11 protein-coding genes are annotated in these 9124 nt (G+C 36.0%); all 11 read right to left on the reverse strand.

Translation table 11 applies throughout. The features are described 5' to 3' along the window. Positions 1–195: 195 nt before the first annotated feature. The 11 genes from V7014_RS25860 to V7014_RS25910 all read right to left on the reverse strand — a co-directional run bounded on the left by V7014_RS25860 (position 196) and on the right by V7014_RS25910 (position 8758). A complete protein-coding gene (locus tag V7014_RS25860) occupies positions 196–456 on the reverse strand; it encodes a hypothetical protein (protein WP_335511772.1) in 261 nt (86 codons plus the stop codon). A 15-nt stretch (positions 457–471) separates the two neighbouring features. Beyond that, positions 472–1677 carry a phage minor head protein gene (locus V7014_RS25865; RefSeq protein WP_335511774.1) on the reverse strand — a complete coding sequence of 402 codons (1206 nt, stop codon included), beginning with the start codon at positions 1675–1677 and terminating at the stop codon, positions 472–474. Beyond that, positions 1674–1808 carry a hypothetical protein gene (locus tag V7014_RS25870; RefSeq protein ID WP_335511776.1) on the reverse strand — a complete coding sequence of 45 codons (135 nt, stop codon included), beginning with the start codon at positions 1806–1808 and terminating at the stop codon, positions 1674–1676. The genes V7014_RS25865 and V7014_RS25870 overlap by 4 nt, the downstream gene beginning before the upstream one ends. A 46-nt stretch (positions 1809–1854) precedes the next feature. Then, positions 1855–2709 (reverse strand): P22 phage major capsid protein family protein, encoded by an 855-nt coding sequence (locus tag V7014_RS25875; protein WP_335511778.1) that lies wholly within the window; start codon positions 2707–2709, stop codon positions 1855–1857. 12 nt (positions 2710–2721) lie between these two features. Beyond that, on the reverse strand, positions 2722–3396 hold the full coding sequence (locus V7014_RS25880) for a DUF4355 domain-containing protein (RefSeq protein ID WP_335511780.1): 675 nt from the start codon (positions 3394–3396) through the stop codon (positions 2722–2724). 140 nt (positions 3397–3536) lie between these two features. Next, positions 3537–4943 (reverse strand): phage portal protein, encoded by a 1407-nt coding sequence (locus V7014_RS25885; RefSeq protein ID WP_335511782.1) that lies wholly within the window; start codon positions 4941–4943, stop codon positions 3537–3539. An 18-nt stretch (positions 4944–4961) separates the two neighbouring features. Beyond that, a complete protein-coding gene (locus tag V7014_RS25890) occupies positions 4962–6239 on the reverse strand; it encodes a PBSX family phage terminase large subunit (protein ID WP_438824981.1) in 1278 nt (425 codons plus the stop codon). Then, positions 6226–7095, reverse strand: a complete 870-nt coding sequence (locus tag V7014_RS25895) for a terminase small subunit (protein WP_335511787.1) — start codon at positions 7093–7095, stop codon at positions 6226–6228. Before V7014_RS25895 ends, V7014_RS25890 begins: the two co-directional genes overlap by 14 nt. 86 nt (positions 7096–7181) lie before the next feature. Next, positions 7182–7949 carry a hypothetical protein gene (locus V7014_RS25900; protein ID WP_335511789.1) on the reverse strand — a complete coding sequence of 256 codons (768 nt, stop codon included), beginning with the start codon at positions 7947–7949 and terminating at the stop codon, positions 7182–7184. Positions 7950–8040: 91 nt separating this feature from the next. After that, positions 8041–8556 carry a helix-turn-helix domain-containing protein gene (locus tag V7014_RS25905; protein WP_335511791.1) on the reverse strand — a complete coding sequence of 172 codons (516 nt, stop codon included), beginning with the start codon at positions 8554–8556 and terminating at the stop codon, positions 8041–8043. A gap of 4 nt (positions 8557–8560) precedes the next feature. After that, complete coding sequence (locus V7014_RS25910; RefSeq protein WP_335511793.1) at positions 8561–8758, reverse strand: hypothetical protein; 198 nt, start codon at positions 8756–8758, stop codon at positions 8561–8563. Positions 8759–9124: the final 366 nt, after the last annotated feature.

The following is a 9124-nucleotide window of genomic DNA, read 5'->3' on the forward strand; positions in this document are numbered from 1 at the left end:
TTTTTTAGGTCAGTGCCATCTTCAGAAGCTAGTGTAATCTTCGGCTTTTTACTAAAATCAAGTCGATCAATCTCAATGAGACCGTCCAAATTATCTTCATCTGGTCCGTATCTATAAATCATAATCTCATCTGTAACGCTAACTTTAGATAAGTATGTTATCATCATCAGCCCCCCGGTATCCCCATACTTTCTTTTAAGTGTTTGGTCTAACAGGTAAATATTTCGAAATGTCTATTTCTGAATCAATATACAATGCTCCAACGTATTCATCATCTTTTAACACAATATTTTTTCCTTTCAGCTTAAAAATTCCAAGCAAGCTACCATCAATATCTTCTAAAATGTTTCCTTTGAGTTTACATTTCGGGATATTTTTAAGGATTTCTAAATATTGTTTAAACAACTCAACATTTCTTTCTGGCCAGATATTATATGAAAATTCATATTTAGACAAAGAAATCACCACCTATTAAAGATTTAATTTTTTGTTTACCTTAGCATTAGTTTTACCAGCAGTATCTACTATATCTTGATATGCTTGTTCTAGTGTTAAACCTTTTCGTTTCTGTTTGTCTTTTACTAGTTCTTCGAATGACTTATTAGGTTGTTCCGCTTCTAGCTTTTCAGCAGATTTACGATCACTCATCATTAACCTAGCTTCAGACCTATACTGGTTTCGTAATGAGCAAGCTTGCATAGCCTGTTGCTTAATACTTTTACTTTTATCAATAACATTAATAATGTTCTTATCACGTTCAATATACCATTGCCTTACTTCTTTGTTATCATTGTATCCATATTCTGTATACAATTCAACATTATCAGACTTTTCAATGTCCTTAATTGAGTACGTAAGAAAACAGCGACAATTGATATCATGTGCAGCTGAACCCATCATTCCTGGTCCTTTACCGGACGCACCACTCTGCGAAAAATTTTCGTCAAGGGGAATCGTAGTCCCGTCTAATTCTTTATGACTTGCCTCAATTCGGTCACGTACCCTTTCATCCTTTGAACTGTTCCACTCTTTAACCGTGATGACACCGACAGAGTTCGCATACTTTGCACTATCTTGTTTACCAGTTTCATTTGCTCGATGCGCTTCAGTACGAACAATTCGGGTTGATTTTGCTGCGTCAATTTCTACTACTTTTTTTAAATTTTTCGCCATAGTAGCATAAGTTTGACCCTCAACTAACCCTCTTGTGACGGTGTCCTTGATAGTAAAAACAATGTTATTTCGTTGCTTTTCTAGTCGCTGGGATAAGGTTAGTCCTTCTATTGGTAATTCGATGGCTGCCGTAATAACCTCATGAGGGACTGAAGAATATTGCAAGTCTTGTTCTATAGCTTCTTGGATACCTTTTGCAGTTTCATAATATGCATTCTCATACGCTTTACTTAAACTCTTAAATATCGTTTTCTTTAACCCTTTATAATGGGTATCAATCGTATATTCCGTTTTTCTGAAGTATTCCTCTAAACGGTGGTATTTTGCCATTTCCGCATAGGTTAATTTACCCTCAACTTCGTACTTCTCAAATAACAGTGCCATTTCTTTTCTAATGTTACTCAACAAATTTACGTATTGTTGAATCACATCCTTTTCAGTCTTTCTAGTCATCTTATTGTAAGTAGACTGAATGAACTGAAATGCTTTTTTTAAGATGTTCATTTTGCTTTAGTAGTTCGAGCTTTCGGTTTTTCCTCTACTAACTCAAACTCTTCAGTGTTTTTCAGTAATCTTTCACCGTGTTCTTTTGATACAAGCCATTCGTGGCCTGTTAATTTATTTTTCACTAACATAATCAATACCTCCACAAAGAAAAATAAGAGAGCAATCGCCCTCTTTTTAGCTTCGTTTTGCTGATAGCACTGCTAACGCTTCAGGTCTAGTAACCTTTGCACCATATAAATGCAATCCTTTTACCGCGTCTGCAAAACGTTTTTCAGGACGGTAAGCTTCAACTTGTGTAGCTTGATCAGCAAATGACCACGCAATGCTGTGACCAGCAATAATTTTAAAGTTTGCTGTAGCATCTTCTCCAACTTTTGGTGCGTTATTAGATTTGAGAACGTTGAATCCTGCTGCTTGTCCGATAACACCGTTTAATAAACGTTGATCAGATGGTAAATTGCCTGCTTTTACGAAACGATCGTCTTTAAGCATTAATCCTTCATACCATGGTGGAAGTACTACCCAACGCCCTAGTTCTGGTACATCAGCTTCGTCAAGTTTCACTGACAAGTCAACTAGATATTCATATGCATCACCTTTTGTAGGCGCAACTGGTGTTGCATCACTGCCAATAGTGTGAGCTGCATGAACATAATGAGATGCAATATATTGATCTGCTGTGTTTTTCAAAGCATACGCTGCTTCTTGCATTGCAGTATCCATCAGTTTTGGATTCTGTTGAATTTTATCAACATCATCAACCTGGAAGTTAAAATACTTTGATTGATCGATAACTAGGCTGCGTGTTTCATCCGTCAATGTTTCTGGCGATGCCATGTCCGCATTCTTTGTATAATCACCCACAGTTACTTTTCCAATGTTATTAATTTTCACCGTATCACCGTAGGATTTGATTTCACCTTCATAAACTCGGTTAATAACACCTGTTTGACCAAATACAAGAGTTCTTTGTAAGTTAGTTAGTAAACGTGCACTCCAAATTGATGGAATAAAATTATTTAATGCCATATTTAAATCCTCCTATTGTCCTTTTAAAAATTGTTGTATTTGATCCCAGTTCTTATTAATTTCTTCTGGTGACATTTTATCAATGGCTTCTTTCGTTAATGGTGTACCTGGATCTGCAGGTGGTTTAGGATCACGACCACCCTCTTTAAATTTTTGTTCAACTGCCTTCTGAACTGAAGCTGAAAACACTTCTTCTAATGTGGTTAGGTTCTTTAAAGTGGACTCTTCGTCTTGCCCGATAAAGTAGTCAACTAGCTTGCTAGGTAACGCCTTTTCGGTAGCAACAGAAAGAGCTTTGTTTTTAAGTGTTTCGCGTTGCTTCTCTGTTTCCAGTCGTTCGAATTGTTGTTTTAGTTCTCTTAGTTGTTTTTGTTCCTCAGTTTCAGCCGGGAAGCGTTTTGCGATTTCAGCCTCAAGCTTTTTTGGTAATGTCTTGGTTTCATATGTTTTAATCGCATCTGTAACACGAGTATCCGTAAGAGACTGCAACCACTTTTTCCCGTCCTCGTTTTCATTCATAAACGCCTGGATAGATTCCAATGTAAGTGCTGGTGGTTCAGGATTTGGTGGTGGCGTTGGATCTGGGTCAGGATTTGGTGGATCATCGTTAAAAAACTGCAAATTCAAAGATAATAGTCTCGGTACTTCCTTAAAAAATACTAATTTAGTAGGTTGTTTAACCTTCATAATTAAATAGCCTCCTTGCCCTATACAGTTGCAAAGCCCCTGTAAAGTACAAATGATTAATGTTATGTTCTTTTATGCCTGCACAACAAAAAAGGCAATAAAAAAAGCCCCTCAATTGAGTTGCTTGTGCTTGAATAGGTTTACTTTTCTTCTTTCCCATCCTGTTCCTTATTTTCATCCTCTGCGTCTGTAGCTTCATCTTCATCGCTAGCAGCATCCAAATCTGCACGTTGTTGATTTCGTTGTTCTCTCTCCTGTTCCATCAATTGCATTTCATAATCTACATCGTCGATGTATGGAATAAGGCTTAATAATGTCTGATCACTGTGAACCCCTTTAAGCTTTGATACTGAATCCCCAACATAAAGTAAATCAATTGGTAAGTTACGTTTAAACTCCCAAAAGATATCAAGATAATACAGATTGATTTCCTTCTTGTTCCAAGCACTACATAAAACTTTAAATTGCTCACGTAGGCCTTTACCAAATTTACGAGCCTTGGTGCCCGCTTTATTTTCTAAATCTATGAGTTTCCACTTTCTACTTTCACCAGATTGAGACGCACCTGAAAACTTCTCATCTGCCATATCAACAGAAGCAGAAAACTTATGAATATCTTCATTCAGATTCTTGCGGGTATTTTCAACAAAGTTATCATTAATATTTTTCGTGATAAAGTCTGCATCACCATTCTCGGGTACTTCGAACGCCCCTGTTTGTTTAGCGTTGTCAATTACCTCTTGATCAACTGTCACACCTTTAAATTTCATATAGGCGTTAGCAAAAGTCTCAACTTCATTTGTAGCATCACTTCTGTTTTTATCATAAGCATCTATTAAAGGTTCTGTCTTTTCGAAATCCCCGCGTTCCTCATCATTATTTTGAAAAAGAATCACAGGGTTATAGTCAAATAGATGCGCGTTCGATTCTTTGAGAGTGTATTTACCACTACTGTCTTCATCAATGAAAGTAGAGACATTAATAGAGTCGTACCATTCTACTGTAGTGCGTATCTTCTCCTTACCTTTCACGATATAGGTTTCAGAATAATAGCGCATCGCATGTGTGGTATTTCTACCATCTTGGATAAAGACAACTTCCCAAGGATAAAGATTCATTGCTCTTTCTACGCCATCGGTATCAACATATAAAAGTCGGGCTGCATAACCACAAATGCTAATAAGTTTTCCTAGTTCATTGTCCATATCATCTATAGCATTTAAAGTATTAAAATCAGTCAGTATATCATTGTATGTCTTATATTCTTTTTCACTATACTTTAATTTATTTACTTGATACGCAATAGGCTGCCCCCACAAATAACCGACAACCTGGTTGATAATGTAACCACGATAATCATGAGCCAGTTTGTTGTTCGGCTTCTTAGGGTCCTTAAATTCTCGACTCTGAATTGCTAACCCTTGTTGATCATAGCGATTATAAAGGCCTAACGTTTTATCTTTAGATGTTTTATGCTGTTTAATAATGCTGTTGATAATATCATCAGTGGGTCTGTCTACTGACATACGAATGGTTGCCCTTCTCATATTCTCACCTCTGTTCTTTTAGTAAAGTGACGGAACTGCACGTGCTTTTGTTTTACCAAATAAAATCGTATTAACAAAATATCGATCACTATCCATTTGATGGTCATTTTGTTTTATTGGCTTATCTTCCCCACGTTCTGCTGCTTTCTCATCCCAAATATAAGAAGCATATTCACGAAACGTTTCCTTACAGCAATCGTTGTAAGCTATTAACCCATCATTTAAGGCAGTAGCTACATTTCGGATACCGTCAATAACTTCATTTTTAGCCTTAATCACTTTGAATCGATTCTTTTTTAATAATGCAATAAAAGAAGCTGCAGACGGATCAACAATAATACCTTTCGTACTTATACCTTCAATAAACAACTGTAAATCTTCGAGATATTCTTGGTCAGTTTTCTGCTTATTTTCTTGCCGACCATCATAATGATATTCCTTTACCTTATACCAGACTCCATTGTAAAATCCCCACAATCCAAAAGTAGTGGGATTTTGAGTACCGTAGTCGATTGATACATAGTATTTTGTATAAGGTCTAGCAATCGAAGCAACAGAATGCTCTTTCTCGCTAAACATGTCATATATAATACCTTCTGCTAACACCCATAACCCTAAGATGTAACGTTGATAAAAGACACCTGTATATAAACGTTTGTAGCGCTCTTTAATTCGTTTAGATAATGAGAGGTTATCATCCATCGTAAAATGGAGATGTAGCAAGTTCTTCTCTTTCAACTTATCTAGAAATTCTACTTTGAACCAATGATATGGTCCATTCGGGTTACAGTTAAACCAAAATTTCGCACCCTCTACAGAACATCGGGCTGTTGCCTGGTTAACAAATGACTGAGGCATTAGTGCCGCTTCATCAAAGAACATTCCAGCAAGAGTGATACCTTGGATAAGATCCTGAGAAGCTTCATCCTTACCACCAAAGATGTAAAAGTAATTAGTTACACCTTTCCGTGAAATGGTTAAATAGTTATCAGCACGATGATCTTTTACCTTATAACCACGACCTTTGAGCATACGCTTTAATGGTGTTACAACGTTACGTCTAAAAGAGCCGATTGTTTTACCACTCATACCTAAGTTTTGCTCATGAAAAGTTTCCATTGCCCACATTACATATGAAAGTGACATAACTACTGTTTTACCAGCACGAACGGAACCATCGCAAATTATTCCGTCTTTGTCTTTGTGCGGTGAATCAGGACGCCACCATTTTAGTACTTTAAGCTGTTTCTGGCTAAATGGTTTGAACTTAAAAGGAGCTGGTTTAAGCTTCTTCACCCCAATCCACTTCCTTACCATCTAGAGACTCTATGAAACCATCATCTTCATACTCTTCCTCTTCATTTCCATGCGTCTTAAAGTGAGCAAGTTTCAGCTTCTCTTCTTCAATCTGACGCTTAAATTTGTCAGGGAATAAATCAAAGTACAATGACAACTTATCAAGAGCCTTCATACGATCTTCAAGCTTAATTGATACACCATCACGCCCTTGCTTAACCTCAGATATGATAGTACCGTCGACCACTGTTGAATCCTTAAAATCAACATAGTTTACTTCTTCCATAATCGGCTGTCCTTTTTCATCTGTTATTGGTCCCATCATCCCTATTACTGGCTGCATCTTCTTACCGAATGTAAGGTAGTCGCTTATATCAGAGAAAGCAATCTTGATATACTTGTTTAGCACGTCCATCGCTTCTACAAAAATACCATCGGTCATATCCTTCTTAATCTCTTTGATTTGCTCTATAACCTTAGCATTCCTTAGCAACCTATTACCTTCTACATGAGCACTCAACGGAGCATATCCAGCATTGATTGCAGCTTGTGTAGCATTAAAGCTTTTAACATAATAGAGACAAAAAAGCCGCTGCTTATTAGTAAGCTCGGCATCTTCTAAAAAATTGTCTAGGTTAATTTCTTTATCTGGTACACTTGCTTTCTTCGTTGCATTTTTCTTTTTTATGGTTGCAACCTTAGTCTTGGTTGCATCCTTTTTAACAGCACCCCTCGACCACTTTTCACGGCTCTTTCTGCTTTTAAGAGTGCCTATTTTCACACCATGCTTCTCCGCTAATGCCACTAAAGTAATTTTTGTTGTTTCCCACTCTTCTCTTATTGCATCCCAATTCATCTACATAGCACCTACCTCCATAAATTCAATATATTTAAATAACATAAAAAAGACATCACATTGGACATCTTTTAATATTTTTAACTTTATTCTTTTTGGATTAACGGTCTTCTTAATTCTAAATCTCCTGAAAGAAGACTTTCTGTTTTTATTAATTTTGTACCAGTAAGCTCTCCTAATTCAATTTGATAGTCTTCAAGTACATCTATGTTTTGGATAATAACACGATATTCATTTTGATATTTATACACTTGATCCTTAGCGAAGCAAATATCAAGGTGCCCAAATTTTTTCATTAGTTCTAATCTAACAGCTTCATTTACACTATAATCATAATAATTTACTAATCCACGCTTATACTGTAAACCAGTTTCCTTGAAAACACTATCAATTTGTTGTACAAAAGGATCAAAAGAAATAAACAATGCACTATCTCCAAATTCCTTTTCGATTTTCTCTTTTTGTTTTTCTGTAAATGTAAGTTTAAATACCATTTGATTATGTTTTTCACCATCTAGTTCAAACATATCAGATGTAATTGTAAACAAACAAAACACGGGGCGTTCACGAATCCAATCTGTTCTGAAATGCATTGAAGAAACAGAAGCTAGTCTAACTTTTTCTCCAGTCTCAGGATCAGATATTACTGCTTCTAAATCAGCTAATACATACGCACCTTCTAATCTATCTCCACGTCCTTTAACTCCAGTTTTCTTTTCTAAATCGATAAAATAGCCCAAGTTTTTCATATATAGACATCCTGATTGTAATGCTTTCATATGATCTAGTTCACCGAATTTTACCAAAAACATAGGAAAGGCACTTTCTGCACCTGTATATTCAGTTAAATTCATAATCAAACCCTCCTCTGGTCCTACAATTCGACAGAAGAAGATATTTTCCTGCATAAAAATCGCCACCGCAAGGATGGCGTATATGACATATTCAGTTAGTGGCTGTAGCAAGGGGTTCAACTCCCCGACCTGCCTTCCAGTTTACTATATACTCTTTATCAATTTTCAACAATTGCAGAGAGTGGACTTCTTGGCCTTTTTGAACGATTATTTCAAGAATATTATCTTTAATGTTATGAATAGTATCTCTTGAAACACCTAAATGTCTTGCAATAGAGCGATAGCTCATTCCCTCTAGCATGCAATCATAAACTACTCTGAACTTTTCAGAATAGAGATGTGAATAAGCTTCTTGGAGCATTTCTGTGATTTCTTCATAACTCTTCATTCGATTTTCTCTTTCCTCATGTTGACGAATCTCAGCTTGGCTAATACCACCCGAACCTTTAGGCATAACCATTTCATTACCATATGAAGCAGTAAGTTTTTGTCCACCACCACAGACAGAAGCATTTAATAAACGATTTAATCTCTCTATCTCTCGTAGCATGAATTTATAATCACGAATCCATTCTTCCAGCTGCCATTTCATCATTTGAATTGTCATAGTATCATCCCCTCTGTCTAACTGAACCATTATGTCGGAAATAAGTATTTTTATTAATGCCCATCAAATTCTCCCAATAACGTCTGTTATGCTTCTCAGTACGTTTCTTAGGCTTTTTATCATTACATAGCTTATTGTTCTTCTCTTCCTTAACAAGTTGCTTCTTCGCTACTAATAACTGCTCCCTAAAGGATTTATTCATTATCCTCAACCTCCCGAAATTACTTGCAGCATAGTAATCGATAAATGTGTTGATAAAAAACAAAAGAGGACACCAAACAACGTATAAAACGTCATTCAGTGTCCTCCAGTTGGCTGGTAGAACTATATAGCAATTAATTTTTTCTTGAAAAATTCTAATTTATCCAGTTCTATATTATCAGCAATAATTTTAGCTCCTAGATCCTCATCAAATTTCTTTCCAAATAAATAATTAAAATATTTTAGCATTGTTAAATAAATATACTATAATAGAGCATTTCTGTAATGAATAAATCGATTAATGTATAAATAACCAACTTAACTTGTGAATAATTACACTTAAACTATCGGGTGCTAGAGCTTAAGA

The sequence above is a fragment of the Bacillus sp. JJ722 genome, from assembly GCF_036963345.1.
Lineage (GTDB): Bacteria > Bacillota > Bacilli > Bacillales > DSM-1321 > Bacillus_AD.

Coding starts and splice junctions, on each gene's coding strand:
- V7014_RS25865 (WP_335511774.1), bottom strand. CDS start 1,677: ATGAACATCTTAAAAAAAGCATTTCAGTTCATTCAGTCTACTTACAAT.
- V7014_RS25870 (WP_335511776.1), bottom strand. CDS start 1,808: ATGTTAGTGAAAAATAAATTAACAGGCCACGAATGGCTTGTATCAAAA.
- V7014_RS25875 (WP_335511778.1), bottom strand. CDS start 2,709: ATGGCATTAAATAATTTTATTCCATCAATTTGGAGTGCACGTTTACTA.
- V7014_RS25880 (WP_335511780.1), bottom strand. CDS start 3,396: ATGAAGGTTAAACAACCTACTAAATTAGTATTTTTTAAGGAAGTACCG.
- V7014_RS25885 (WP_335511782.1), bottom strand. CDS start 4,943: ATGAGAAGGGCAACCATTCGTATGTCAGTAGACAGACCCACTGATGAT.
- V7014_RS25895 (WP_335511787.1), bottom strand. CDS start 7,095: ATGAATTGGGATGCAATAAGAGAAGAGTGGGAAACAACAAAAATTACT.
- V7014_RS25900 (WP_335511789.1), bottom strand. CDS start 7,949: ATGAATTTAACTGAATATACAGGTGCAGAAAGTGCCTTTCCTATGTTT.
- V7014_RS25905 (WP_335511791.1), bottom strand. CDS start 8,556: ATGACAATTCAAATGATGAAATGGCAGCTGGAAGAATGGATTCGTGAT.
- V7014_RS25910 (WP_335511793.1), bottom strand. CDS start 8,758: ATGAATAAATCCTTTAGGGAGCAGTTATTAGTAGCGAAGAAGCAACTT.